The organism is Klebsiella sp. TF21-TM, assembly GCF_019753495.1.
GTDB classification, from domain to species: Bacteria; Pseudomonadota; Gammaproteobacteria; order Enterobacterales; family Enterobacteriaceae; genus Klebsiella; species Klebsiella quasipneumoniae.
In genome coordinates this window covers 161272-186022 of sequence record NZ_JAIJYL010000003.1, presented here as the reverse complement: position 1 = coordinate 186022, position 24751 = coordinate 161272, and the positions used below count along the sequence as shown (strand labels likewise).

At 59.8% G+C, this 24751-nt stretch carries 19 protein-coding genes and 1 riboswitch; of the genes, 5 read left to right on the top strand and 14 right to left on the bottom strand.

What is annotated here, in order from left to right; translation table 11 throughout:
• Positions 1-26: 26 nt before the first annotated feature.
• From rluA to araB, 6 genes are all read right to left on the bottom strand, one after another.
• Positions 27-686, bottom strand: coding sequence for a bifunctional tRNA pseudouridine(32) synthase/23S rRNA pseudouridine(746) synthase RluA (gene rluA, locus K5R89_RS04385; RefSeq protein ID WP_023291957.1), 660 nt, complete (start codon positions 684-686; stop codon positions 27-29).
• A gap of 11 nt (positions 687-697) precedes the next feature.
• Positions 698-3604 carry an RNA polymerase-associated protein RapA gene (rapA, locus tag K5R89_RS04380; RefSeq protein WP_032453828.1) on the bottom strand — a complete coding sequence of 969 codons (2907 nt, stop codon included), beginning with the start codon at positions 3602-3604 and terminating at the stop codon, positions 698-700.
• A gap of 187 nt (positions 3605-3791) precedes the next feature.
• Positions 3792-6149, bottom strand: a complete 2358-nt coding sequence (gene polB / locus K5R89_RS04375) for a DNA polymerase II (protein WP_049015401.1) — start codon at positions 6147-6149, stop codon at positions 3792-3794.
• A gap of 176 nt (positions 6150-6325) precedes the next feature.
• A complete protein-coding gene (araD, locus tag K5R89_RS04370) occupies positions 6326-7021 on the bottom strand; it encodes an L-ribulose-5-phosphate 4-epimerase (RefSeq protein WP_017901201.1) in 696 nt (231 codons plus the stop codon).
• Between the two features lie 137 nt (positions 7022-7158).
• Positions 7159-8661 (bottom strand): L-arabinose isomerase, encoded by a 1503-nt coding sequence (gene araA, locus K5R89_RS04365; protein ID WP_023291959.1) that lies wholly within the window; start codon positions 8659-8661, stop codon positions 7159-7161.
• A gap of 10 nt (positions 8662-8671) precedes the next feature.
• Complete coding sequence (araB, locus tag K5R89_RS04360) at positions 8672-10381, bottom strand: ribulokinase (RefSeq protein ID WP_221853859.1); 1710 nt, start codon at positions 10379-10381, stop codon at positions 8672-8674.
• A 336-nt stretch (positions 10382-10717) separates the two neighbouring features.
• Between araB and araC the strand changes: the two genes are divergently transcribed.
• Together araC and K5R89_RS04350 are read left to right on the top strand one after the other, a co-directional pair.
• Complete coding sequence (gene araC / locus K5R89_RS04355; protein ID WP_004204301.1) at positions 10718-11563, top strand: arabinose operon transcriptional regulator AraC; 846 nt, start codon at positions 10718-10720, stop codon at positions 11561-11563.
• 128 nt (positions 11564-11691) lie between these two features.
• Positions 11692-12459: a DedA family protein gene (locus K5R89_RS04350; protein WP_101978461.1), complete on the top strand. Its 768-nt coding sequence runs from the start codon at positions 11692-11694 to the stop codon at positions 12457-12459.
• Here K5R89_RS04350 and thiQ read toward each other — a convergent pair.
• The 4 genes from thiQ to sgrR all read right to left on the bottom strand — a co-directional run bounded on the left by thiQ (position 12446) and on the right by sgrR (position 17645).
• Complete coding sequence (gene thiQ, locus K5R89_RS04345; RefSeq protein ID WP_023291962.1) at positions 12446-13147, bottom strand: thiamine ABC transporter ATP-binding protein ThiQ; 702 nt, start codon at positions 13145-13147, stop codon at positions 12446-12448. The genes K5R89_RS04350 and thiQ overlap by 14 nt on opposite strands.
• Positions 13131-14741, bottom strand: coding sequence for a thiamine/thiamine pyrophosphate ABC transporter permease ThiP (thiP, locus tag K5R89_RS04340; RefSeq protein ID WP_032453832.1), 1611 nt, complete (start codon positions 14739-14741; stop codon positions 13131-13133). The genes thiQ and thiP overlap by 17 nt, the downstream gene beginning before the upstream one ends.
• Positions 14717-15700, bottom strand: coding sequence for a thiamine ABC transporter substrate binding subunit (gene thiB, locus K5R89_RS04335; protein WP_023291964.1), 984 nt, complete (start codon positions 15698-15700; stop codon positions 14717-14719). Before thiB ends, thiP begins: the two co-directional genes overlap by 25 nt.
• A 32-nt stretch (positions 15701-15732) precedes the next feature.
• A riboswitch (TPP riboswitch) is annotated at positions 15733-15952 on the bottom strand.
• A gap of 37 nt (positions 15953-15989) precedes the next feature.
• Entirely contained in the window at positions 15990-17645 is a 1656-nt protein-coding gene (gene sgrR, locus K5R89_RS04330; protein WP_023291965.1) for an HTH-type transcriptional regulator SgrR, read from the bottom strand.
• A gap of 87 nt (positions 17646-17732) precedes the next feature.
• Between sgrR and sgrT the strand changes: the two genes are divergently transcribed.
• A complete protein-coding gene (gene sgrT / locus K5R89_RS04325; protein WP_004204309.1) occupies positions 17733-17885 on the top strand; it encodes a glucose uptake inhibitor SgrT in 153 nt (50 codons plus the stop codon).
• Between the two features lie 277 nt (positions 17886-18162).
• Entirely contained in the window at positions 18163-19347 is a 1185-nt protein-coding gene (locus tag K5R89_RS04320) for a sugar efflux transporter (protein WP_023291966.1), read from the top strand.
• A 44-nt stretch (positions 19348-19391) separates the two neighbouring features.
• On the opposite strand, the gene K5R89_RS04315 is transcribed toward K5R89_RS04320, so the two are convergent.
• Positions 19392-20702: an MFS transporter gene (locus tag K5R89_RS04315; protein WP_217259202.1), complete on the bottom strand. Its 1311-nt coding sequence runs from the start codon at positions 20700-20702 to the stop codon at positions 19392-19394.
• 231 nt (positions 20703-20933) lie between these two features.
• Here K5R89_RS04315 and K5R89_RS04310 point away from each other — a divergent pair, with 231 nt between their 5' ends.
• Positions 20934-21830, top strand: coding sequence for a LysR family transcriptional regulator (locus K5R89_RS04310; protein ID WP_004204315.1), 897 nt, complete (start codon positions 20934-20936; stop codon positions 21828-21830).
• A gap of 37 nt (positions 21831-21867) precedes the next feature.
• Here K5R89_RS04310 and aroD read toward each other — a convergent pair whose 3' ends face one another.
• Genes aroD through K5R89_RS04295 form a run of 3 tightly spaced genes read right to left on the bottom strand, consistent with a single transcriptional unit; the run spans position 21868 to position 24742 of the window.
• Entirely contained in the window at positions 21868-22623 is a 756-nt protein-coding gene (aroD, locus tag K5R89_RS04305) for a type I 3-dehydroquinate dehydratase (protein WP_065882765.1), read from the bottom strand.
• Positions 22624-22653: 30 nt separating this feature from the next.
• Positions 22654-23868, bottom strand: coding sequence for an MFS transporter (locus K5R89_RS04300; RefSeq protein ID WP_217259203.1), 1215 nt, complete (start codon positions 23866-23868; stop codon positions 22654-22656).
• Between the two features lie 10 nt (positions 23869-23878).
• Positions 23879-24742, bottom strand: a complete 864-nt coding sequence (locus K5R89_RS04295) for a shikimate dehydrogenase (RefSeq protein WP_017901194.1) — start codon at positions 24740-24742, stop codon at positions 23879-23881.
• Positions 24743-24751: the final 9 nt, after the last annotated feature.

Sequence of the window (24751 nt, the reverse complement as noted above, 5' to 3'; positions counted from 1 at the left end):
GGCGGCAAAGCGCCGCCGGGTAGGTCCTAAAAGTCGATCGGCGCGCGGAAGGTCATCGCGTTGCCGTAGGCGGGGTGGGTAATGGTGAGCGTCTCGGCGTGCAGCAGCAGGCGCGGGGCCATCGCCAGCGCCTCAGGCGTGGCGTAAAAGCGGTCGCCAAGGATCGGATGCCCCAGCGCTAGCATATGCACGCGCAGCTGGTGCGACCGTCCGGTAATCGGCTTCAGGCGCACGCGGGCGGTGTTATCTTCCGCGTACTCCAGCACCTCATACTCGGTCTGCGCCGCTTTGCCGGTTTCATAACACACCTTCTGCTTTGGCCGGTTCGGCCAGTCGCAAATCAGCGGTAAATCCACCAGGCCCTCCGCCGGCTGCGGATGGCCCCAGACGCGGGCGATGTACTGCTTCTTCGGCTCGCGCTCGCGGAACTGACGCTTCAGTTCGCGTTCCGCCGCCTTATTCAGCGCCACCACAATCACGCCGCTGGTGGCCATATCAAGGCGATGCACCGATTCGGCCTGCGGGAAGTCGCGCTGAATGCGCGTCATCACGCTGTCTTTATGTTCATCAAGACGACCCGGCACGGACAACAAGCCGCTCGGCTTGTTGACCACCATGATGTGCTCATCCTGATACAGGATCACCAGCCAGGGATCCTGCGGCGGATTGTAGTTTTCCATCGCCATTTTGCGTTCCGTTACTGGTGAGTGACGACGATCAGACGCAGCGCGTCCAGACGCCATCCGGCCTGTCCCAGCGCCTCCAGCACCTGCTGGCGGTTACTTTCAATCGCCGCCAGTTCGTCGTCACGGATGTTCGGGTTGACCGCCTTCAGCGCTTCCAGACGGGAGAGCTCCGCCGTCAGCTTATCGTCGGCTTCGCTACGCGCCGCGTCGATCAGCCCCTGCGCCGCCTTGGCGATCTGCGCTTCGCCCTGCTGCAGAATGGCGTGAACGTCCTGTTGAACCGCGTTGACCAGCTTGCTGCCGGTGTGGCGATTGACCGCGCTCAGCTGGCGGTTGAAGCTTTCAAACTCCACCTGGCCGGCGAGGTTGTTGCCGTTTTTATCCAGCAGCATGCGAACCGGGGTCGCCGGCAGGAAGCGGTTGAGCTGCAGCTGCTTCGGCGCCTGCGCTTCGACCACGTAGATCAGCTCCAGCAGCAGAGTGCCGACCGGCAGCGCCTTGTTCTTCAGCAGGGAAATGGTGCTGCTGCCGGTATCGCCGGAGAGGATCAGGTCGAGGCCATTGCGGATCAGCGGGTGCTCCCAGGTGATGAACTGCGCGTCTTCACGGGACAGCGCCACGTCACGCTCGAAGGTGATGGTGCAGCCGTCCTCCGGCAGACCCGGGAAGTCCGGGACCAGCATATGGTCGGAAGGGGTGAGGACGATCAGGTTTTCGCCGCGGTCGTCCTGGTTGATGCCGACGATATCGAACAGGTTCATCGAGAAGGCGATCAGGCTGGTGTCGTCATCCTGCTCTTCGATGCTCTCCGCCAGGGCCTGAGCTTTCTCGCCGCCGTTGGAGTGGATCTCCAGCAGACGGTCGCGGCCCTGCTCCAGCTGCGCTTTCAGGGCGTCATGCTGCTGGCGGCAGGACTTGATCAGATCGTCAAAGCCGTCGGTGGATTCCGGCGCCGCAAGGTAGTTGATCAGCTCGTCATGGACGCTGTCGTAAACGGTCCGTCCGGTCGGGCAGGTATGCTCGAAGGCGTCGAGACCTTCGTGGTACCAGCGCACCAGCACCGACTGCGCGGTCTTTTCCAGGTACGGGACGTGGATCTGGATATCGTGCGCCTGGCCGATACGGTCGAGGCGGCCGATACGCTGCTCCAGCAGATCCGGGTTAAACGGCAGATCGAACATCACCAGATTGCTGGCGAACTGGAAGTTGCGTCCTTCGGAACCGATCTCAGAGCACAGCAGCACCTGGGCGCCGGTGTCTTCTTCGGCAAACCACGCCGCGGCGCGGTCGCGTTCTATAATCGACATTCCTTCATGGAACACGGCGGCGCGGATACCTTCGCGCTCGCGCAGCACCTGCTCCAGCTGCAGCGCGGTGGCGGCCTTGGCGCAGATCACCAGCACCTTCTGCGAACGGTGGCTGGTCAGGTAGCCCATCAGCCACTCGACGCGCGGGTCGAAGTTCCACCAGGTGCCGGTATCGCCTTCAAATTCCTGATAGATCTGCTCCGGATAGAGCATGTCGCGCGCGCGCTCTTCCGCGGTTTTGCGGGCGCCCATGATGCCGGACACTTTGATGGCCGTCTGGTACTGGGTCGGCAGCGGCAGGCGAATGGTGTGCAGCTCGCGTTTCGGGAAACCTTTGACGCCGTTACGGGTGTTACGGAACAGCACGCGGCTGGTGCCGTGGCGGTCCATCAGCATCGAGACCAGCTCCTGGCGCGCGGCCTGGGCGTCTTCGCGATCGCTGTTGGCGGCCTGCAGCAGCGGCTCGATATCCTGCTCGCCGATCAGATCGCCGAGGGTATTGAGTTCGTTATCGCTCAGCTTGTTGCCCGCCAGCAGCAGGGCGACGGCGTCGGCCACCGGACGGTAGTTCTGCTGTTCTTCGACAAACTGCGCGAAATCGTGGAAGCGGTTCGGATCCAGCAGGCGCAGGCGCGCAAAGTGGCTCTCCATCCCCAGCTGTTCCGGCGTCGCGGTCAGCAGCAGAATGCCCGGCACGCGCTCGGCCAGCTGTTCAATGGCTTGATATTCGCGGCTCGGCGCCTCTTCGCTCCACACCAGGTGGTGCGCTTCATCGACCACCATCAGGTCCCACTCGGCGTCGCACAGATGCTCCAGACGCTGCTTGCTGCGGCGCACGAAGTCTAAAGAGCAGATCACCAGCTGTTCGGTTTCAAACGGGTTATAGGCGTCATGCTGCGCTTCGGCGTAGCGCTCGTCGTCAAACAGCGAGAAGCGCAGGTTGAAGCGGCGCAGCATCTCCACCAGCCACTGGTGCTGAAGGGTTTCCGGGACCACAATCAGTACGCGCTCGGCGGCGCCGGAGAGCAGCTGCTGGTGCAGGATCATCCCGGCTTCGATGGTTTTACCTAAGCCCACTTCATCGGCCAGCAGGACGCGCGGAGCGTGACGACGACCCACGTCGTGGGCGATGTTCAGCTGATGCGGGATCAGGCTGGTGCGCTGGCCGCGCAGGCCGCTCCACGGCATGCGGTACTGCTCGCTCTGGAACTTGCGCGCGCGGTAGCGCAGGGCAAAGCGGTCCATGCGGTCGATTTGGCCGGCGAACAGGCGGTCCTGCGGCTTGCTGAACACCAGTTTGCTGTCGAGCAGCACTTCACGCAGGGTGACGTTCGCTTCCTGGGTATCGAGGCGGGTGCCGGTGTAGGACAGCAGCCCGTTCTCTTCATGCACTTTGTCAACGTGGAGCTGCCAGCCTTCGTGGCTGGTAATGGTGTCGCCCGGGTTAAACATCACGCGAGTGATCGGGGAATCGTTGCGTGAGTACAGACGGTTTTCGCCGATGGCGGGGAAGAGGAGAGTGACCATGCGCGCATCCAGCGCTACCACCGTCCCTAATCCTAGTTCGCTCTCTGTGTCGCTAATCCAGCGTTGACCAAGTGTAAAAGGCATATATGTTCGGCTCTTTAGTTCTTTAATTGCAGGCAATAGTTGATCATCCCCATGTACAACCGGAGATGCGTCAAAATTGGGGCCAGGAATGGAAAGGGCGCTATATTACTGGATGGCAGAACGTTCGTCACGTCCTCCTCACGGTTCATTTTCAGGCTTCTGCGCCCGCAGAATGGGTGTGAAAAAATCAAAATAGCCCCAGCTGTCCTGTCACTATTGTAGCAAAGTCGTCGTTGACGAAGGGCAGGATCCCTTCCGCCACCGGCTGCAGCTGCTTTGACAAATAGTGGTCGTAATCGAGCGGCGATTGCTGATAATCCACCGGTTCCGGGCCGCCGGTGGTCCAGACGTATTTGATGGTGCCGCGCTGCTGATACTGCTGCGCCCGACCCCGCTTCAGGTTGTGCTCATCGGCAAGCCTCGCGGCGCGCACATGAGGCGGCACGTTGCGCTGATACTCCGCCAGCGGCCGGCGCAGGCGTTTGCGATAAACCAGCTGCTCATCGAGCTCGCCGTTCATCAGCCTGGCGATAGTCTCCCGCACATAATCCTGATACGGCTGGTTGCGGAAGATGCGCAGGTACAGCTCCTGCTGAAACTGCTGGGCTAGCGGCGTCCAGTCGGTGCGCACCGTTTCCAGCCCTTTGAAAACCATGCGCTGGCCGTCGCCCTCCTGAATCATGCCGGCGTAACGCTTCTTGCTGCCGGTATCGGCGCCGCGGATCGTCGGCATCAGAAAACGGCAGAAGTGGGTTTCGTATTCCAGCTCCAGGGCGCTGGTAAGCTGGCTTTTGCCAAGCTCTTGCGCCCACCAGGCGTTGACATCGTTCACCAGCGTCCGGCCAATCTCCGCCGCCTGCGCTTCGCTGTGCGGGCGCTTAAGCCAGACGAAGGTGGAGTCGGTGTCGCCGTAGATAACGTCATAGCCTTTGGCTTCAATTAACGCTTTGGTCTGACGCATGATCGCGTGGCCGCGCATGGTGATCGACGAGGCGAGACGCGGGTCGAAGAAGCGGCAGGCGCTGGTGCCCAGTACGCCGTAAAAGGCGTTCATGATGATCTTCAGCGCCTGGGAGAGCGGCTTATTGTGCCGGCGCTTGGCTTCATCGCGGCCATGCCAGATCTGGCTGACAATCCCCGGCAGGCAGTGCTTGTCTCGCGAGAAGCGGGCGCCGAGGAAGCCCTCAATGCTGTGCTGGTCATCGGGCTGCGCCAGACCCTCCACCAGGCCGACCGGATCGATTAAAAAGGTGCGAATGATCGACGGATACAGGCTCTTGTAGTCCAGGACCAGCACCGAGTCATACAGGCCGGGGCGGGAGTCCATCACATAGCCGCCGGGGCTCGCCTGCGGCGGCACGTCGCCGAGGTTCGGCGCCACGTAGCCCAGGCGGTGCATGCGCGGAAAATAGAGGTGGCTGAAGGCGGCGACCGAGCCGCCGTGGCGATCGGCGGGCAGGCCGTTGACCGTCGCTCGTTCGAGCAGAAACGGCATGATCTCCGTTTTGTGGAAGATCCGCGTCACCAGCTCGCAGTCCTGTAGGTTATAGATGGCCAGCGCCGGTTTATCGTCATGGAAGCGGCGATCGATCTCGTCCATCCGATCCCACGGGTTGTCGATGGCTTTGCCTTCGCCCAACAGCTCGCGCGCCACCGCCTCCAGCGAAAAGGAGGAGAAATTCCAGAACGCCGATTTCAGCGCCTCGATACCGTCGATAATCAGCCGGCCGTTGGCCTGGGCGAAGAAGACGCCGTTCTTAAAGCCGTGCTCGCGCCACTCCAGCTCGCTGTTGCCGCGGCCGAGCCGCAGCGGGATACGATAGCGTTCGGCATGTTTTTGCAGGACGCGCAGATCGAACTGCACCACGTTCCAGCCGATCAGCACGTCGGGGTCGTGATCGGCAAACCAGGCGTTGAGCTTTTCCAGCAGCAGGGGGCGACTGGCGACGTAGACCAGATCGAAATCGACGTCTGGCGGCGTTTCCGGTTCGGGGCCCAACATGTAGACCACCCGCTGACCGCAGCCTTCCAGGCCGATGCAGTACAGCTCGCCGTGACGGCTGGTTTCGATATCCAGCGACACCCATTTCAGCGGCGGGCGATAGTCAGGATGGGGTTTCATGCGCGCGTTGACCAGATGCGGGCCACGCGTTTCGCCTTCCACCCACACCGGGGCGGTAATAAAACGCTCCATCAGGTAGCGCTCCGGCGGACGGATATCGCCCTCATAGAGGGTGACGCCGCTGTCGCGGAGAATCTTCTCCAGACGCATCAATTGACGATGGGCGCGGCAGTAGAGGCCGACCACCGGCTGGCGGTGGAAATCTTTCAGGGCCAGCGGGGCGAAGCGGAAGCCTTTCTCACCCTGCAGCAGTCGCTCAGCCTGCGCCCGCTGCGCGGCGGGGATAAAGGCGACGGACTCCTGCGGCGGCAGCGTGACCTGCAGCGGGCCGTCGTCGGTGGCCAGCCAGAAGGACAGCTCGGTGCCTTGCGGAGTGTCCCGCCAGTGACGGGTGAGTAAAAAACCTGCTCGTGGCTGGGTCACGGGTGCTCTCAACGATAAAAAACCAGGCCTGATTATAGCCTGGTTTCTCAGTGGGTGCTGGGGTTTTATACAGGTACTCGGCGCTAAGGTGGCGCCGGATTTCGGCTTGCGCGCTTATCCGGGCTACCCGACGCGGCAGAGCCGTAGCCCTGCCAGGCGCAGCGCGAGCAGGGTGATTATTGGCCGTAGTAGGCTTTAGCCCCGTGCTTACGCAGATAGTGCTTATCCAGCAGGGTCTGCTGCATATCCGGCAGCTGCGGCGCCAGCTGGCGGCAGAAGATGCCCATATACGCGATCTCTTCCAGCACGATGGCGTTATGCACCGCGTCTTCGGCATTTTTACCCCATGCGAACGGGCCGTGGGAATGAACCAGCACGCCAGGCATCTGCGCCGGGTCGATCTCGCGCTGGCGGAAGGTTTCAACAATCACCTTGCCGGTTTCCCATTCGTATTCGCCATTGATCTCCGCATCGGTCATCAGCCGGGTGCAGGGCACCGGACCATAGAAATAGTCGGCGTGGGTGGTGCCGGTCGCCGGAATAGCTTGCCCGGCCTGCGCCCAGATGGTGGCGTGGCGCGAATGGGTATGCACAATGCCGCCCAGCGTCGGGAAAGCCTGATACAGCAGGCGATGGGTCGGGGTATCCGACGAGGGCTTCTTCTTACCCTCCACCACTTCGCCGCTCTCCAGACTGACCACCACCATATCGTCGGCGGTCATTACGCGATAATCCACGCCGGAGGGTTTGATAACCAGAACGCCCTGGTCGCGGTCGACGGCGCTGACGTTGCCCCAGGTTAAGGTCACCAGATTATGCTGCGGCAGCGCTAAGTTGGCTTCCAGAACCTGGCGTTTAAGATCTTCTAACATAGTGTGCTCCGAATAGCAGGCGAGTCGGGTATCCCTCACCCCGGCCCTCTCCCGGCGGGAGAGGGAGGAAGGCGGCATCGCGCCCGGCCGGTACCCTCTCCCCGGCGGGGAAAGGGGTAGGGTGAGGGGACGACCTTTTAGCGTTTTGAACCGTAATAGACTTCATTCCAGCGCAGCGCGTCTTTGAAGGCCGGCAGACGGGTATCGTTGTCGATGACGGTCAGCTCGATATCATTCAGCTCGGCGAACTGGCGCATATCGTCGAGGTTCAGCGCATGGCTGAAGACGGTATGGTGCGCGCCGCCGGCGATGATCCAGGCTTCCGAAGCGGTACGCAGATCCGGCTGCGCTTTCCACAGGGCGTTGGCCACCGGCAGCTTCGGCAGATCGTGCGGCGTCGGGACGGTTTCAATGGTGTTGACCAGCAGACGGAAGCGGTCTCCCAGGTCGATCAGGCTGGCGACAATCGCCGGGCCGGTCTGGGTATTGAAGATCAGGCGCGCCGGATCCGCTTTGCCGCCGATGCCCAGCGGCTGGACGTCGAGGATCGGTTTCTCGGCGGTGGCGATCGTCGGGCACACTTCCAGCATGTGCGAGCCGAGCACCAGATCGTTGCCATTGTCGAAGTGGTAGGTGTAATCCTCCATAAAGGAGGTGCCGCCCTGCAGACCAGTTGACATCACCTTCATGATGCGAAGCAGAGCGGCGGTTTTCCAGTCGCCCTCGCCTGCAAAGCCGTAGCCCTGCTGCATCAGGCGCTGTACGGCGAGACCCGGGAGCTGTTTCAGGCCGTGGAGATCTTCAAAGGTGGTGGTAAAGGCGTGGAAACCGCCCTGTTCGAGGAAGCGTTTCATCCCCAGCTCAATGCGCGCGGCGTCCAGCACGTTCTGGCGCTTGTCGCCGTGAACCTGCGCCGCCGGGGTCAGACGGTAGCTGCTCTCGTATTCATCGACCAGCGCGCTGATATCGCCGTCGCTGACGCTGTTGACCACCTGCACCAGATCGCCGACCGCCCAGGTGTTCACTGAGAAGCCAAACTTGATCTGCGCCGCGACTTTATCGCCGTCGGTCACCGCCACTTCACGCATGTTATCGCCGAAACGGCACACTTTCAGATGACGGGTATCCTGTCTGGAGACCGCCTGGCGCATCCAGCCGCCGATGCGCTGGTGGGCCTCTTTATCCTGCCAGTGGCCGGTCACCACGCTGTGCTGCTGGCGCATACGGGCGCCGATGAAGCCGAACTCGCGGCCGCCGTGCGCGGTCTGGTTCAGGTTCATAAAGTCCATATCGATGCTGTCCCACGGCAGCGCGGCATTGTACTGCGTATGGAACTGCAGCAGCGGCTTGTTGAGGATGGTCAGGCCGTTGATCCACATTTTTGCCGGCGAGAAGGTATGCAGCCAGACCACTAACCCGGCGCATTTGTCATCGTAGTTGGCGTCGCGGCAGATATGGGTGATCTCGTCCGGAGTAGTGCCCAGCGGCTTGAGGACCAGTTTGCACGGCAGTTTGGCTTCCGCATTCAGGCTGTTCACCACATGTTCGGCATGCTTCGTCACCTGGCGCAGGGCTTCCGGGCCGTAGAGATGTTGGCTGCCAATAACGAACCATACTTCATAGTTATCAAAAATCGTCATTTTCGTATCCTTAATGGGTGAGCGCTGCCTGAGATTGCGGGGCTTTTTCCGCCTTTGCAGCCGAAGGGAGATAGTGTTGTTCGGCGCTGACCGACCACTGCTGGTAGCGCTGATAGAGTTGTTCGAAACGTTGCGCCTGCGCCGGGCGTGGCTGCAGGGTGGTTTCCACCTGGCTTGCCATCCGCTGCTGGGCGGCTGGAATATCCTCATAGACGCCGGCGGCGACGGCGGCGAAGATACCCGCCCCCAGCGCGCAGCACTGATCGGAGGCGACAATCTGCAGCGGACGGTTCAGCACGTCGCAGCAGGCCTGCATGATGACCTGGTTTTTCCGCGCGATACCGCCGAGCGCCATGACGTTGTTAACCGGGATCCCCTGCTCGGTGAAGCACTCCATAATGGCGCGGGCGCCGAAGGCGGTGGCGGCGATCAGTCCGCCGAATAGCGCCGGCGCGTCGGTGGCCAGGTTAAGGTCGGTGATCACCCCTTTCAGGCGCTGGTTGGCATTCGGCGTGCGGCGGCCGTTGAACCAGTCCAGCACTACCGGCAGATGATCGAGCGATGGGTTACTGGCCCAGGCTTCGGTGAGCGCCGGCAGTAACTGTTTTTGGCTGGCTTTGATTTGTTCGCGCAATTCCGGATGCTGCCGGGCCAGCTGTTCCAGCGGCCAGCCGAGGATGCGCCCAAACCAGGCGTAAATATCGCCGAAGGCGGACTGGCCTGCCTCCATACCGATAAAGTGCGGGACCACGCTGCCGTCGACCTGGCCGCAGATGCCTTTGACCGTGCGGTCGCCGACGCTCTCTTTATCGGCAATCAGAATGTCGCAGGTGGAGGTGCCGATGACTTTCACCAGCGCGTTAGGCTGCGCGCCAGCGCCAACGGCGCCCATATGACAGTCGAAGGCGCCGCCGGAGATGGCCACGGTCTGCGACAGACCCAGGCGCTGGGCCCACTCTGCGCTTAGCGTGCCGACCGGCACATCGGCCGTCCAGGTATCGGTGAACAGCGGCCAGGCCAGATGCTGGTTAATGATGGGATCAAGCTCATCGAAGAAGCTGGCCGGCGGCAGCCCGCCCCAGCTCTCATGCCACAGCGATTTATGCCCGGCGCTGCAGCGGCCGCGGCGCAGATCCTGCGGACGCGTAGTGCCGGAGAGCAGGGCGGGCACCCAGTCGCAAAGCTCCACCCACGAGGCGGTTGCCTGGGCGACGGCGCTATCTTCCCGGGTGACGTGGAGGATTTTTGCCCAGAACCATTCGCTGGAGTAGATCCCGCCGATATAGCGCGAGTAATCCTCTTTGCCCGGCTGGTGGCACAGGCGGGTGATCGCCTCGGCTTCCTCGACCGCGGTATGATCCTTCCACAGGACAAACATGGCGTTAGGGTTGTCAGCGAATTCTTCGCGCAGCGCCAGCACGTTGCCCTCGGCATCAACGGGAGCCGGGGTTGAGCCGGTGCTGTCGACGCCAATGCCCACGACGTCGGCGCGCTGTTCGGCGCTCAGGGAGGCAAGTACGCTTTTCAGCGCCGCTTCCATGGACTCGATGTAATCTCGCGGGTGGTGGCGGAAGCGGTTGTTCGCGCCATCGCAATACTGTCCTTCCCGCCAGCGCGGATACCACTCCACGCTTGCCGCCAGTTCTGCGCCGGACGCGCATTCCACCGCCAGGGCGCGGACTGAGTCACTACCAAAGTCGAGGCCAATCGCAATTGCCATCTTGTTACTCCATGCAGAAATCATTCATGCAGCAACAGTAGATATCCCCGGCAAAATCCGTCAGGCCGGATTCGCTAATCTTATGGATTATTTTGCTGTCACCTCGCAAAGTGTGACGCCGTGCAAATATTCGATGTGGACTTTCCTGCCGTATTTATAGACACTTTTGTTACCCGGCATATCCCGGTGGAATGCACGCTGCTGGCGCTTTTTTCGCTTGCTGTGCGGCTTTTTAGCGAAATTTCCACCGCCGTCGCAGTCGTGACAGGGCCGAGAGCGATAAAATGATGAATATGGACAATTGGTGTCACTAATACCTTCGGGAGAACCACGCGTATGGCCGAAACGCAAAACGATCCGCTGCTGCCGGGCTACTCTTTTAACGCTCATCTGGTCACCGGCCTGACGCCGATTGAGGCGCAGGGATACCTGGATTTCTTTATCGACCGCCCGCTGGGTATGAAAGGCTATATCCTCAACCTGACGATCCGCGGCGAGGGGGTGATCAACAACCACGGCGAGCAGTTTGTCTGCCGGCCGGGCGATATGCTGCTGTTCCCGCCGGGGGAGATCCATCACTATGGCCGCCATCCCGACGCCAGCGAGTGGTATCACCAGTGGGTCTACTTCCGCCCGCGCGCCTACTGGCACGAGTGGCTCAACTGGCCGACGATCTTCGCCCAGACCGGCTTTTTCCGTCCGGACGAGCAGTGGCAGGCGCGCTTTGGCGAGCTGTTCGGCCAGATCGTCGATGCCGGGCAAGGGGCGGGGCGCTATTCCGAACTGCTGGCGATTAATCTGCTGGAACAACTCCTGCTGCGGCGGATGGAGGCGATCAACGAATCGCTGCATCCGCCGCTGGATAACCGGGTGCGCGACGCCTGCCAGTACATCAGCGACCATCTGGCGGACAGCCATTTTGATATCGCCAGCGTCGCCCAGCACGTCTGCCTGTCGCCCTCGCGCCTGTCGCACCTGTTTCGCCAGCAGCTGGGGATCAGCGTCCTCGGCTGGCGGGAGGACCAGCGTATCAGCCAGGCCAAACTGTTGCTGAGCACCACGCGGATGCCGATCGCCACCGTCGGGCGCAACGTCGGCTTTGAAGATCAGCTCTATTTTTCCCGCGTGTTCAAAAAATGCACCGGCGCCAGCCCGAGCGAATTCCGCGCGGGATGTGAATAAAAAGTAAAGAAAGTGAAATGATGACCCGCTTAAATGTCACAGCCAGTAAACTATTAAGACAATTGGTGGCTTGACGACGGCGCGATGGCTTCGGAGAATCCGGGCTTCGTTTTTTAACCGGGTACATTATGCAAGCATTGCTCGAACACTTTATTACCCAATCCACGGTCTACTCGCTGTTAGCCGTGATGCTGGTGGCCTTTCTCGAGTCGCTGGCGCTGGTGGGGCTTATCTTACCCGGAACGGTGATGATGGCCGGCCTTGGGGCGCTGATTGGCGGCGGTGAGGTTAACTTCTGGCAGGCGTGGCTGGCGGGGATCGTGGGCTGTCTGCTGGGCGACTGGATCTCATTCTGGCTCGGATGGCGCTTTAAAAAGCCGCTGCACCGCTGGTCGTTCATGAAGAAAAACCGCGCCCTGCTGGAGAAAACCGAGCATGCGCTGCACCAGCACAGCATGATCACCATCCTGATTGGCCGCTTTGTTGGGCCGACGCGTCCGCTGGTGCCGATGGTCGCCGGGATGCTCGACCTGCCGGTGGCCAAATTCGTGCTACCGAATATTATCGGCTGCCTGCTCTGGCCGCCGCTCTATTTCCTGCCTGGCATTCTCGCCGGGGCGGCGATTGATATTCCGGCCGATGAAAACAGCGCCAGCTTTAAATGGCTGCTGCTGGGGGCGGCGCTGCTCGCCTGGCTGGCAGGGTGGCTGTGCTGGCGGCTGTGGCGGAGCGCGAAAACGTCTGGCGATCGGCTGACCCGCTGGCTGCCGCGCGGGCGTCTGCTGTGGCTGACGCCGCTTATGGTCGCGCTGGCGGCAACGGCGTTAACGTTTGTCTTCCGCCATCCGCTGATGCCGGTCTATCTGGCGATCCTGCACAAGGTTATTGCGCGCTGATCCCCATCAGATGCGAGGCGCTGCTGTGGCCGCTTAACAGCTCGGCGGTAGCGCCATCCCAGACAATGCGCCCTTCGGCGACCACAATCGAGCGCGGCGCAATGCGCGCGGCATCTTCCACGCTGTGCGAGACCATCAGCAGGGTGAGCTGCTGCTGCTCGCAGACATCAGCCACCAGCGCCAGCATCTCCTGGCGCAGCGCCGGGTCGAGCGCTGAGAAGGGTTCATCCAGCAGCAGCACCGGCTGCTGACGCACCAGACAGCGGGCCAGCGCCGCGCGCTGCCGTTGACCGCCGGAGAGCTCTCCCGGCAGGCGTTCAAGCAGGTCATCAATTCCCATCTGGGCGGCAATCGCCGTGACTTTCTGCTGCTGTTCGCGGCTCAGTTTCAGGCCAGGGTGGATCCCGAGGCTGATATTCTGCCGAATGGTCAGATGGTTAAACAGGTTATTCTCCTGGAACAGCATCGAAACCGGACGCTGCGCCGGCGGCGTCGCGTGATGCGTCTCGCCGTTAATCTGCAGGCTGCCGCTGGCGGGCGGCAGAAAACCGGCGATCAGATTCAGCAGGGTGCTCTTTCCGGCGCCGCTGGGGCCGAGCACCGCGATGCGCTCGCCGCGCGCGACGTCGAGAGTAAAGCGCATCGGCAGATGCTGGTACAGCCAGGTCACATCATTGAGTTTTAGCATCACGCCCCGGAAGTTTTTCAATCAGCGTAAATAATAAGAAACAGAGCAGCAGCAGAAGCAGGGCGGTGACGGCGCCGTCCTGGCTGCGGTAGGCGCCTATCTGCTGGTACAGATAGAAAGGCAGGGTGCGGAACGCCTCGTTGCCGAACAGCGCCACCACGCCGAAGTCGCCAATCGACAGCACGCAGGCGAAGGCTAACGCCTGGGCCAGCGGGCGCCGGAGCGCGCGAAGTTCGATGACCCGCAGCCGCGCCAGGCCTTCGATCCCCAGCGACTGGCAGAGCATGCTGTAGCGGACGGCAATGTCGCGCATCGGGTTTTCCAGCACTTTAAGCGCGTAGGGGATCGCCATCAGAGCATTGGTAAAGATGACGATGCCGTCGGCGGACTCCGGCAGGCCGATGCTGTTATTGAGCAGCAGGAAGAAGCCGGTAGCCAGCACAATGCCCGGCATGGCAAGGATCAGCATGCCGCTCAGCTCCATCGCCTGCCCGGCCAGCGGCCGCTGACGGGCGCGCAGCTCGCGACTGCTCCATAGCAGCATCATCGTCAGGGTCACGCTCAACAGCCCGGCGGCAATGGCGATGCGCAGGGAAGTCGTCAATGCCTGCCAGAGTGCGGGCTGCGCCAGAACGTCCAGCATGTTGCGGTTGATCCCGTCGACGATGACCGCCAGCAACGGCGGCAGCAGAAGCAGCAGGGCGGCGCCGATCAGCAACCCATCGCTCAGCCGGCTATGCAGGCGATCGTCAGGGTCGCGCCAGCCGCGGACATGGCTGACGCCGATAGCCACCGCTTTACTGAGACGCTGGCTGAGCAGCACCAGCCCGAGGCAGCAGAGCATCTGGATCAACGCCAGCATCGCCGCTCGCGCCGGATCGTAGTCAAAGCTCAGCGCCTGGTAGATAGCCAGCTCAATGGTGGTGGCCTTCGGGCCGCCGCCCAGCGACAGCACGGTGGCGAAGCTGGCAAAGCAGAGCATAAAAATCAGCGCGGCGACGGCGGGAATGTGCCGGCGCATCCATGGCCATTCGACGAGGCGGAAGAAGGCATAGCCGCGCATGCCAAGCTGGGCGGCAATTTGCCGCTGCTCGCCGGGAATGTTCTCCAGCGCCTGCAGCAGCAGGCGGGTGGCCATCGGCATATTGAAAAAGACGTGCGCCAGCAGGATGCCCTGCAGGCCGTAAGGCGAGAAATCCCACTGCCAGCCGAAAGCGTGAAACAGCGAGGCCAGCCAGCCCTGGCGGCCATAGACGCTGAGGATGCCGAACACCGCCACCAGCACCGGCAGGATCAGGGTCATCGCGCACAGGCGCAGCAGCAGGGTGCGGCCGGGAAAGCGACGCCGATAAAGCGCGCGGGCGAGAAAGACGGCCGGGCCCACCGAAAGCAGCGCTGAGAGCGACGCCTGCCAGAAGGAGAAGCGCACCACGTGCCAGAGGTAGCTATCGCTGAAGATCGTCTGCCAGCCCGTACCGGGCGCGCTGAACCACAGCGCCAGAAACGCCGCCAGCGCGACGGCGCAGAGCAGCGTGGCGGCGAACAGGCCCGGCAGCAGCCCGCTAAGGTTTAGCGGCTGACGGCGCGTTGCCATGCGCTAATCCAGGTCTGACGCTCGCTGGCGACCTGCTGCGGGGTAAACGTCAGCGTGGTCTGCGGCTTCACCAGGGTTGCAAAACCGGCCGGCAGCGCGACCTGGGTCACCGGATACATCCAGTTGCCGGTGGGGATGGCGTTCTGGAAGCCAGGAGATACCATGAATTTGAGGAATTTCTCCGCCAGTTCCGGCTGCTTGCTGGCGGCGGTGCGGGCGGCAACTTCGACCTGCAGATAGTGGCCTTCGGCGAAGTTCGCCGCCGCATAGTGGTCTTTTTTCTCTTCAATAATGTGGTAGGCCGGCGAGGTGGTGTAGCTCAACACCAGGTCGCTTTCGCCTTTCAGGAACAGACCGTAGGCTTCGCTCCAGCCCTTGGTGACGGTAACGGTCTTCGCCGCCAGCTTCTGCCAGGCCTCGGGCGCTTTATCGCCATAGACTTTTTGCATCCATAGCAGCAGCCCCAGCCCCGGGGTGCTGGTGCGCGGATCTTCATAGATGACGCGCCACTTCTGCGGGCTCTCGACCAACTCTTTCAGGCTTTTCGGCGGATTGGCCAGTTTGTTTTTGTCATAGACGAAGGCGAAATAGCCGTAATCGTAGGGGACAAAGGTGTCGTTATCCCAGCCGCCCGGTACGCTGACCGCGCTGGCGGGAACGTGGCTTTTAGCGAACAGCTGACTCTGCGCCGCGGCTTCCAGCAGGTTGTTATCCAGGCCCAGCACGACGTCAGCCTTGCTGTTCTTGCCTTCCATGCGCAGACGATTCAGCAGCGAAACGCCATCTTCCAGCGCGACGAACTTCAGCTCGCAGCCGCAGTCCGCTTCAAACGCTTTTTTGACCGCCGGGCCGGGGCCCCAGTCGGCAGAGAAGGAGTCATAGGTATAGACGGTGAGGACAGGCTTAGCCAGAGCGGGCATGGCGACCAGCGCCAGCAGCGGGAGTAATTTTTTCAACACTTTGCACCTCAGAAAAAAGGGGTGGCAAAGGATTTTGAGTGAGCCTCAAATCCCTTCGCCGGCGTTATCCGGATCAGGTTCGACGGGTATTTTCTCAGCCTATACGCTTCATCCTTCAAGCCGCATCTGCGTTAGCTTCGCGCGTTCACCCCAGTCACATAGTTACCTATGCTCCAGGGGATTCACCCGCTTGCTGCCTTGATGCAACTTGAATGATATTGCGTATGTTTATTAGCACCCCGTTGAGAACGGCCTTAGTGTAATGATTTTGTCAGATGACGGAAAGCGCTTACGGCTCCGGCGGCGCAAACCATGCGGATTTAAAATCGAACCAGCCGAGGGTGTTCATCCGCACGCCGCGCATACTGCGCTGCCCCTGAATCATCAGCCAGTGATGGATCAGCGGCACGATATGCTGGCTGGCCAGCAGGCGCTGACTCCAGGTAGCCGGATTAAACTCTCCCGCGCGCCAGCGGCTGGCGTCTTCCTGCCAGTCGATGGGGATGCAGCGCTGAATCAGCGGGACTTCGTACAGATAGGCGAATAGCGAGAATTCGATCGGCAAGGTGAAGTTAACGCTGTTGAGCCAGATATCGCTGACCACCTCGCCGCGATGCCAGGCATCGTACTCCAGCTCCTGGATCTCCAGCTTCACCTGATGCGCCGCCAGCAGGTCGCGCATGATCCCGCCGATCACCCGATGTTCGACGTGATCGCGGTAGTAGGTGAGGGTGACCGTCTCCAGGCCCGCCGGCTTGTCGCAGGCGTGGTTGCTGGCGTGATGCCAGCGCGGCAGCAGGCCGTAGGCGGGAAACCAGTTGCCCTGGTAAAGCTCGCCCGCGTGGTAGAGCAGGTTCGCGGGCTGAAACAGATAGCTTAACCAGCGGCGCACCGCCTCGTTGGCGCCCAGCGGGCTTCGCGAGTCGAACAGCAGGTAGTAGCACCCCTCTTCCAGACGACTCTCCACCGCCTTTTCGCTTTCGGTATTGCCCTGCAGCGTCAGGCCGCCGTTGGGCTCTTCGCTAATTTCCGGTAGCACCCAGACGTTCACCTCATCGATCAGCGCCCGGTAGCCAAAATAGTCCTCAAAGGCGTGGATCTTGAGCTGGTTCTGATTGTTGCGCACCACGGCATACGGGCCGGTGCCGACCGGCATCGAAGAAAAGTGGTTCATGGTCCGCCACTCCTGCGGCAGCACCATCGCCGGTACCTGGCCCAGCAGCCAGGGTAGCCAGCGGTCGGGCTGGCGCAGATGAATATCCAGGGTCCAGGCGGTGGGCGACGCAATGCGTTCGATATGCGAATAGAGCGGTAGGGCATTGCTGCGCTGCAGAGAAGCGATCACATCGGTCATCTCCAGCTCACGGCCATGGTGAAAATGGATGCCTGGCCGGAGGAAAAAGCGCCAGTGGGTGGGCGTCAACTGCTGCCAGTGGTGGGCAATATCGGCTTCCAGTTCCCCATTTTCCTCATTTACCCGCGTCAGAGCGCTGAATATTTGCCGGGCGATATGGGTTTCCGAACGCCGCAGCGCGCTGCCGGGCAGTAAATTCTTCATTGGCCGGTAGTAGAGCACGCGCAGGATGTGCCGCCCCTGGCGGAAGCTGCGCCCGAGATGCGAGACCAGCATCTGACGGACGGCGGCTTTATCGCCGACCAGCTGCACCAGCTGATCGATGCGATCCTGCTCAAGCAGATCTTCGGCACGCTGCTGCTGCAGGGCGAGGCCGGTATAGAGAAAGGTCAGCCGCGAGCGTTTTCCGCGGCCAGCCTCCGCCTCCCAGGTCAGCCAGCCGCGGGACTCCATCATATTGAGCAAGGTGCGCATGTGGCGGCGCGAGCAGCTCAGCATTTCCGCCAGCTCGTTGAGGGTGGTCTCCTGCGACTTGCCGTCGCAGCACTGCCATAGACGGATGAATTGTTGTTGCAGACGGCCGGAAGACATAAAAGGGGAACTCCTGCGCAAAACTCAGCAATTTATTACTCCCCATATTAAGCCAATAATGAATCCCGATGAAGCGAGGAGGTGAATATGATGAGGTCTACCGCAAAATCGTTCTACCAGCGCTACTTTTCTGCGACGCAGGAAGCGTCCTGGCTGGCCCGCCTGATGGCAGGACGACAGCAGGAAATTCTGGGAGAACTGATGCAGTGGGGAGTGACGTCAAAGACCTCTGATCATTGACTTGCAGACATCATGTGTGACTGAGTATTGGTGTTATACTCGTCGTTTTTCAAGCTGCAGGTGCGCGCGCTCGCCCGGGTCTATCGCTGTCGATGCTCCCAGAGCCCTATGTTCTGGCCGCGTGAATCGCCCCTACGGGACTCACCCTTTCGGAGCCAGCGCAAAAACGGTTAACCGTTTGTCCTGCAACGTGAATTCCACAGAGTATAGAATCACCCGCCAGCAGAAAGCCTCTGCTGGCTTTTTTCGTTTACTTCGCGTGTGTTAAGGACATTTCATGCTGTGGTTGATGACGATGGGACGACGGCTAAACGGCGTCTATGCCGCCTTTATGCTGGTTGCTTTTATGATGGGCGTGGCGGGCGCATTGCAGGCGCCGACGTTGAGTTTGTTTCTCAGCCGCGAAGTGGGGGCGCAGCCGTTCTGGGTGGGCCTGTTCTACACCGTGAATGCGATAGCCGGGATCCTGGTGAGTCTGGCGCTGGCCAAGCGCTCCGATAGCCGCGGCGACCGGCGGCGGTTAATTATGTTCTGCTGCCTGATGGCGGTAGGCAATGCGCTGCTGTTTGCCTTCAACCGCCACTATCTGACGCTGATCACCTGCGGGGTGATGCTGGCATCCATCGCTAACGCCGCCATGCCGCAGCTCTTTGCCCTGGCGCGGGAGTATGCCGACAGCTCGGCGCGGGAAGTGGTGATGTTCAGCTCGGTCATGCGTGCCCAGCTGTCCCTGGCGTGGGTGATTGGCCCGCCGCTGGCCTTTATGCTGGCGCTCAACTATGGCTTTACCACCATGTTCTCCATTGCGGCGGGCATCTTTGTGATCAGCCTGGCGCTGATTGCCGTCAAACTGCCCTCGGTTCCGCGCGTGGAGCAACCCTCTGAAGAGGCGGAGGCGCTGGCGCAGGCCGGCGGCTGGCAGGACAAGAACGTACGCATGTTGTTTATCGCCTCCACCCTGATGTGGACCTGCAACACCATGTATATCATTGATATGCCGCTGTGGATCAGCAGCGATCTCGGGCTTCCCGACAGCCTGGCCGGGATCCTGATGGGCACCGCCGCCGGGCTGGAGATTCCGGCGATGATCCTCGCCGGCTACTACGTGAAGCGCTTTGGTAAACGTAAAATGATGGTGGCGGCGGTGGCGGCCGGTGTGCTGTTTTATCTGGGGCTGATCCTGTTTCATGGCCGTACGGCGCTGCTGGCCCTGCAGCTGTTCAACGCCATCTTTATCGGCATTATCGCCGGGATCGGCATGCTGTGGTTCCAGGATTTAATGCCGGGGCGCGCGGGGGCGGCGACCACCCTGTTTACCAACAGTATTTCCACTGGCGTGATCCTGGCCGGCGTGATGCAGGGGGCGCTATCGCAGAGCTATGGCCACGCCAGCGTCTACTGGACGATCGCCGCGATTTCGCTGGTGACGCTGTTTTTAACCAGCAAGGTAAAGGATATCTGACCGTCCTCTTCGCCCCGGCGTACAATTCGCCGGGGCCGCCGGGTTTACTTCAGTTCGATTCGCTTGATGTCGCCGATGATAAAGATGTAGGCAATCACGCCGATCAGCGCCGTCAGGCCGACGTAGATCAGTGCGTAAAAGAAGTTACCCGTTGCGGAGATAATCACGCCAATTATCAGTGGGGCTATAATCGATGCCATATTAGCGCAGAAATTAAATATACCGCCGGTCAGGCCTGCCATATTTTCCGGGGCAATATCAGAAATTAACGTCCAGCCCAGGCCAACCATTCCCTGGCCAAAAAACGCCACCGACATGATAATAATAACGGTGCTGTTGGCGCTCACCCAGTTCGCCGCAATAATACAGCTGGAGAGTAATAATCCGGAAATTATTGGTAACTTCCGACTGATGTTGACGGAGCCGGTTCGCTTCAGCAGTCGGTCCGAGATCCAGCCGCCGAAGAGGATGCCGATGGCGGCGGCGAGGAACGGCCAGGTGGCGAAGAAGCCAACGTGCAGCCAGGGAAGATGGCGCTCGTTGGCCAGATAGCTGGGAAACCACGTCAGGAAAAACACCAGCGTGGTGTTACCGGCAAACTGACCCAGACTGGCGCCGAGGATCTGGCGACAGCCCAGCAGGCGCCTGGCGTCACGCCAGTTAAATGGAACGTTCTGGATTTTATTGTCAATGCCGTTTGCGCCGATATAATCCAGCTCCGCTTGATTAGCCATGCGCGATTCATGGGGCTCGTGATAAAAACGCCACCACACCAAAGTAAATAAAATACCTAATCCGCCGGTGAGGAAAAAAAGCGTTCTCCAGCCATGATGTTCGAGGATTAAAAATAACAGCGGCGAGAAGGCCGCCAGTCCTATATATTCACCAACCGTATATGTTGCCGTCGCGCGCGCGCGCTCATGCTGCGGGAACCAGGTGCTGACGATGCGGCTGTTGGCCGGGAAGCAGGGCGCTTCACTGACGCCGAGTCCCAGGCGCAGAAGCAGCAGAGATTTAAGCCCGAGGGTGAAACTTTGCAGCAGGGTAAACAGCGACCAGAAGAAAATTGACAGGGCATAGGTCAGTTTGTTGCCGAAGCGGTCTAAAAACATGCCGCCGGGGATCTGCGCCAGGGCATAGGTCCAGGCAAAGGCGGAGAAAATGATGCCCATCATCGCCGGATCGATATGAATTTCCTGGGTTAACTGTGGGGCAACGATACCAAGGATGGTGCGGTCGAGATAATTGATCATCGTTCCGACGGACAACAGCAGTAAAATAACTATCCGAACGCGGCTTCTTTTTTTCGTCCCCGATGAGGAAGTGAGGACTTCCTGAGAGTTTGACATACTCATAGCGAGTTCCTTTAAAGTTTAAAATATTTTTGCATATATTTGTATATGCAAAAATATCTCCGGGAACTATAGGTAGTATCTATGAATGGCAACGCTTTGTGGCACATTCATCCGCTTCAGAAAATAATATTTGATGCACCGCCAATATTTTCCCGCGCGTGCGCATTATTGGTGGCTTGCATGGTATATTAGCATCAGTGGATTTATTCTTATATTATACGGGCAAAAATAATGAACCTAAAGCAACTTTATTATTTTAAACGTCTGTCTGAAACTGAACATTATACCGAAGCGGCCTCCAGTCTGTGCATCACCCAGCCTTCGCTAAGCCATGCGATATCAGAGCTGGAGAAGGAGTTAGGGGTCGCGCTGTTCGCCAGACAGGGACGGAACGTTAAAATTACGCAAAACGGCAAGCGTTTTCTGCCGTATGTCGAAGATGCGCTGGCCTCACTGGAAAATGGCCGCACAGTTTTGCAAAAAAACGGCGCTGAAAATAAAGAAAACATTCGTATCGCCTTTATTTACACGATGGGCGAATATGTTGTTCCGCAGTTAATTAATAAATATTCTCTTTCACCTGAATTTCACAACGTGACTTTTTCTTTTACTCAAGGGACCTCGCTGACGCTGTTGCAGGAGCTGAAAGCGGGAAAAGTCGATCTGGCGATCTGCTCTTATATTGCCGATGAACCCGATATCGATTTTATTCCGGTTATTCAGCAGGAGCTGGTGGTGGTGACCGCCAGGGATCATCCGCTGGCCCGGCTGTATGAACATGAAGTCGACCTCGTGGAGACGATTCATTATCCCTATATCTATTTTTCAGAAAATAGCGGCTTACGTCCGTTTATCGATAATGTATTTATGCAGCAAAAGCTGGTGCCGGAGATTGCCTGCTACGTGGAAGAGGATACCGCGATGGCCGGGCTGGTCAGCATTGACTACGGGATCGCGATCATGCCGCGGATCTCGGCGCTCTCCCATTACAACGTCCATATCCTGAAGATTAAAAACACCCTCCCTCCGCGCTATATCTATCTGGCGACCATGAAAGACCGCGGACTTTCCCCTGCGCTGCAGTCGTTTAAAAATGTGGTCATCCACGACAGCCAGAAGATCTGTTAGCGAATAGCCCGGAGAGGTCCTCCGGGCTGAGGGGTTATCAGGAGAGAATATCCATCACTTCACGCAGCTTGTCGATGGCGATCTGTCCCGGCGCGGAAGCCTGACCCACGGTACCGAAGGTCATGGCTGAGCCAAAAAGACGCCCGGTCACCCGGCTGACGCCGCCCGATTTTCCCATCGACATGGTGATCAGCGGGCGGGTGGCATACTTCTCTTTCATGGTCAGCGTGGCGGCGAGCAGGGTCAGAACGTCCTGCGGCGATTGCGGCATCACCGCGATCTTCGGCAGATCGGCGCCCAGATCCTGCATGCGGCGCAGGCGATAGATGATATCTTCCTGGGCGGGGGTCTTATGAAAATCATGGTTACTCATGATCACTTTGACGCCCGCGGCATGCGCATCGTCAACCAGCGCGCGGATCTGCGCTTCATCATTAAACAGCTCGATATCGATGACATCAACCAGGCCACTGCGCGCCGCTTCGCGGTTGAGCGCGAAGTAGGCGTCGTCGCTGAGCTCGGTCTCGCCGCCTTCTTTCTTGCTGCGGAAGGTGAACAGCAGCGGCAGCGCTTTCAGCGCACCACGGATTTCCGCCAGCGCGGCCATCACCTGGGCCATCTCTCTCACCTGAGTAAAGTGGTCAACGCGCCATTCGATGATATCGGCGCCGGCGTCGACCAGGCCGTGGGCGTTACCCAGTATTTCATCCAGCGTTTTGCCGATCAGCGGTACACAAATTAAGGTTTCCCCTTCCTGGAAGGTGATGTTCTTTACGGTAACTGCATTTGTCATGTAGGCATCCATTATTATTCGCGTTGAACCTCAGGCGGTGACTGCGGTGGGTGATACTGTTTGCGCCGCCCGAGCCTGCAGTTGACGATAGCCGATGTACAGGGCGATCACAAAGCCGATCACGGCGATCGCAAAATCAAACCACATAATGCTGGCAATACTGATCTGCGAAAGTTTGGCGGTGATCAGCGGGATCGTGAAGCTGGCGATACTGCCGGCGGTGTAGAAGATGCCGGTTGCCTTGCCTTTCCCGTTCGGGAAGCTCATCGCCATGATCGTCGCTCCCAGCTGTAGCACTCCGCCCGCGGCGGCAAAGCCGATGACAAAGGCGAAGCCGGTAACCATCATCGGCGTCGGGAACAGGCATACCAGCAGCAGCGAGACCATCGACAGGCCAGTATAGATGATCATGGCGACGGCGGAGCTGAACACCTCTTTGACGAAGGCGGCGGTCACGAAAACGCAGACCAGCGACCCGACGGTATAGATGCTGAGCAGCTTAATCGCCGAGGCATAGGGCAGACCGACCACGAACTGACCGTACTGCGCCAGCCACTGGCTGACCAGATAGAAGGTCGCCATGCCGATATAGCCGTACAGGGTGAAGATCACCATATCCAGTTTGTTGGCCTGCGGACGGGCGGAGGTTTCCGCCTGTGGCCCTGGGGTGGCCTCTTTTTTCGCCGCCTGGCTATCCGGGAACGGCATTTTGAGCAAATAGAGGCCGCTCACAACAAACAGCGCTGCCGCAATCACGAACGACCAGCCGAACCACAGATTCGCCCAGATCAGGAAGCTGATAATGAACGGCAGCAGGAACTGTCCGGCGGAGACGAAGGCTTTGATCAGCACGTTGGCCCGGCTGGCGGAGTGCGGGAAAGATTCCATCAGCGCGGGATAGGTGCCGGAGTCGAGGAAGCTGTTCGCCAGGCCCGCCATAATGCCGAAGACATAGGCCAGATAGATATTTTTGGTCAGCAGAATGCCGATAAAAAAGATCAGATAGCTGAGGATCCCCAGATAGATAAAGGGCTTACGACCAAAGCGATCCGACAGAAAGCCGGTCACGATGGTCGCCAGTTTGCCGATCCCTAACGAGGAGATCACCACTGATACGCCGGCAGCGTCTGTTCCCCACTGCTCCTGAAGATGGGCCATGTTGAGGGTGATCAGCAGCACCCCCATGCCATGAATCAGGTAGTTGAGGTACAGCCCTGCCGCGGTAGGGACGTATTTATTTTTCATCGCTTGCCCCTTAGAACAGGATGCTTTTGATGTAATCAACCGGCATCTGTTTACCCGTCCAGATTTCGAACGCGCGCGCGCCTTGCCACAGCATCATCCCGAGGCCGTTTAGCGTACGGCAGCCTTTTTTCTCAGCCACTTCCAGCAGGTGGGTTTTGCGCGGGTTGTACACGACGTCGGAGACGATCAGGTCCGGACGCAGGAAGCTGTCGTCCGGGAGCAGCATCTGGCCTTCGAACGGCTTCATGCCGACCCCGGTGGCATTGGTCAGGATCACGCTGCTGTCGATTTCGGCACGCAATTTGTCATGATCGTCGAGATCGAACAGATGGATCTCGCAGCGCGTGTTGTTGCGGATCTTGGCTACCGTTTCTTCAGCGTTGGCGAAGAATTTATCGCGACGGTTGAAGATCGAGATCGCCTTCACGCCATCCAGTGCCGCCTGGACGCAGAGCGCGGTCGCCGCGCCGCCGGCGCCGAGCACGGTCATCTTCTTGCCAATAATATCGATACCCGCTTCGCTAAGGGCGCGCATATAGCCGGTGCCGTCGGTAATATGCCCGGTCAGTACGCCGTCGTCATTGACCACGGTATTCACCGCCCCGACCAGCTGCGCCGCCGGCGAGAGCTTATCAAGATACTGGCAAATCTCGGTTTTGTTCGGCATAGAGACGTTAAAGCCGCGCAGCTTCAAAGCCCGGAAGCCCTGCACAACGTCTTTCAGCTCCTGATTACCGACTTCAAAAGCCAGGTAGACGTAGTCCAGCCCGAGATGGGCGAAAGCCTCGTTGTGCATGGTGGGCGACATGCTGTGGCGAATCGGGGTGGCGATCAGACCAATCAGCTCAGTGTGTCCAGTAATACGTTCTGCCATGACAAAAAT

Coding starts and splice junctions, on each gene's coding strand:
- rluA (WP_023291957.1), bottom strand. CDS start 686: ATGGCGATGGAAAACTACAATCCGCCGCAGGATCCCTGGCTGGTGATC.
- rapA (WP_032453828.1), bottom strand. CDS start 3,604: ATGCCTTTTACACTTGGTCAACGCTGGATTAGCGACACAGAGAGCGAA.
- araD (WP_017901201.1), bottom strand. CDS start 7,021: ATGTTAGAAGATCTTAAACGCCAGGTTCTGGAAGCCAACTTAGCGCTG.
- araA (WP_023291959.1), bottom strand. CDS start 8,661: ATGACGATTTTTGATAACTATGAAGTATGGTTCGTTATTGGCAGCCAA.
- araB (WP_221853859.1), bottom strand. CDS start 10,381: ATGGCAATTGCGATTGGCCTCGACTTTGGTAGTGACTCAGTCCGCGCC.
- araC (WP_004204301.1), top strand. CDS start 10,718: ATGGCCGAAACGCAAAACGATCCGCTGCTGCCGGGCTACTCTTTTAAC.
- K5R89_RS04350 (WP_101978461.1), top strand. CDS start 11,692: ATGCAAGCATTGCTCGAACACTTTATTACCCAATCCACGGTCTACTCG.
- thiQ (WP_023291962.1), bottom strand. CDS start 13,147: ATGCTAAAACTCAATGATGTGACCTGGCTGTACCAGCATCTGCCGATG.
- thiP (WP_032453832.1), bottom strand. CDS start 14,741: ATGGCAACGCGCCGTCAGCCGCTAAACCTTAGCGGGCTGCTGCCGGGC.
- sgrR (WP_023291965.1), bottom strand. CDS start 17,645: ATGTCTTCCGGCCGTCTGCAACAACAATTCATCCGTCTATGGCAGTGC.
- sgrT (WP_004204309.1), top strand. CDS start 17,733: ATGATGAGGTCTACCGCAAAATCGTTCTACCAGCGCTACTTTTCTGCG.
- K5R89_RS04320 (WP_023291966.1), top strand. CDS start 18,163: ATGCTGTGGTTGATGACGATGGGACGACGGCTAAACGGCGTCTATGCC.
- K5R89_RS04315 (WP_217259202.1), bottom strand. CDS start 20,702: ATGAGTATGTCAAACTCTCAGGAAGTCCTCACTTCCTCATCGGGGACG.
- K5R89_RS04310 (WP_004204315.1), top strand. CDS start 20,934: ATGAACCTAAAGCAACTTTATTATTTTAAACGTCTGTCTGAAACTGAA.
- aroD (WP_065882765.1), bottom strand. CDS start 22,623: ATGACAAATGCAGTTACCGTAAAGAACATCACCTTCCAGGAAGGGGAA.
- K5R89_RS04300 (WP_217259203.1), bottom strand. CDS start 23,868: ATGAAAAATAAATACGTCCCTACCGCGGCAGGGCTGTACCTCAACTAC.
- K5R89_RS04295 (WP_017901194.1), bottom strand. CDS start 24,742: ATGGCAGAACGTATTACTGGACACACTGAGCTGATTGGTCTGATCGCC.